Annotated in this window: 1 pseudogene and 1 other annotated feature; the pseudogene reads left to right on the top strand. The window is 66.9% G+C overall.

Annotated features, from left to right (window positions below):
* Window positions 1-30 precede the first annotated feature (30 nt).
* A pseudogene (locus D3A59_RS25005) lies at window positions 31-767 on the top strand (IS3 family transposase); the annotation flags it as partial.
* Window positions 309-425: a sequence feature (AL1L pseudoknot), on the top strand. (Overlaps the previous pseudogene by 117 nt.)
* Window positions 768-827 lie beyond the last annotated feature (60 nt).

Here is an 827-nt window from a genome sequence, read left to right as displayed (position 1 = left end):
GGAGGCTCCAACTCTTGAGAGGATGGAGCCATGAGGAAGTCAATCAAGTTCTCGCCGGAAGTCATGGAGCGCGCGGTGCGCATGGTGGCTGAGCACCAGGGTGAGCATGAATCGCAGTGGGCGGCGATCGTCTCGATCGCGGCGAAATTCGGCTGCTCGGCCGAGACGCTGCGCAAGTGGGTGCGTCAGCACGAGCGCGACAGCGGCCAACGAGAGGGGACGACCACGGCCGAGCAGCAGCGCATCAAGGACCTGGAGCGCGAGGTGCGCGAGCTGCGCCAGGCCAACGAGATCCTGCGCAAGGCGTCGGCGTATTTCGCCCAGGCGGAGCTCGACCGCCCCTTCAAGCGGTGAAGACGTTCATCGACGAGCACCGGGGCGTTTTCGGGGTCGAGCCGATGTGCAAGGTGCTACAGATCGCCCCGTCGACCTACCGGGCGCACGCGGCGCGGCTTGCCCGGCCCGAGCTGCGCCCGGCACGAGCCCGGCAGGACGAAGTGCTGACGGGCCACATCGAGCGCATCTGGCAGAGCAACATGCGGGTCTACGGCGCGCGCAAGGTCTGGCGGCAGCTGCAGCGCGAAGGCATCGAGGTGGCGCGCTGCACGGTCGAGCGGCTGATGCGTCACCAGGGGCTGCGCGGCGTGATCCGCGGCAAGGCAGTTCGTACGACCGTTGCCGACGCCACAGCGCCTTGCCCAGCCGACAAGGTCAAGCGGCAATTCCGGGCCGAGCGGCCCAACCAGCTGTGGCTGTCGGATTTCACTTAGATACCGTTGGCGAATTGCAAGGCGACGACTCTGAGGGCAAGCTGGCTGAACTCCCAG

The organism is Caldimonas tepidiphila (assembly GCF_003569765.1).
Classification (GTDB): Bacteria; Pseudomonadota; Gammaproteobacteria; order Burkholderiales; family Burkholderiaceae_C; genus Caldimonas; species Caldimonas tepidiphila.
The sequence above is the reverse complement of the archived record's forward strand: the minus strand, read 5'-3'. Positions and strand labels throughout refer to the sequence as shown.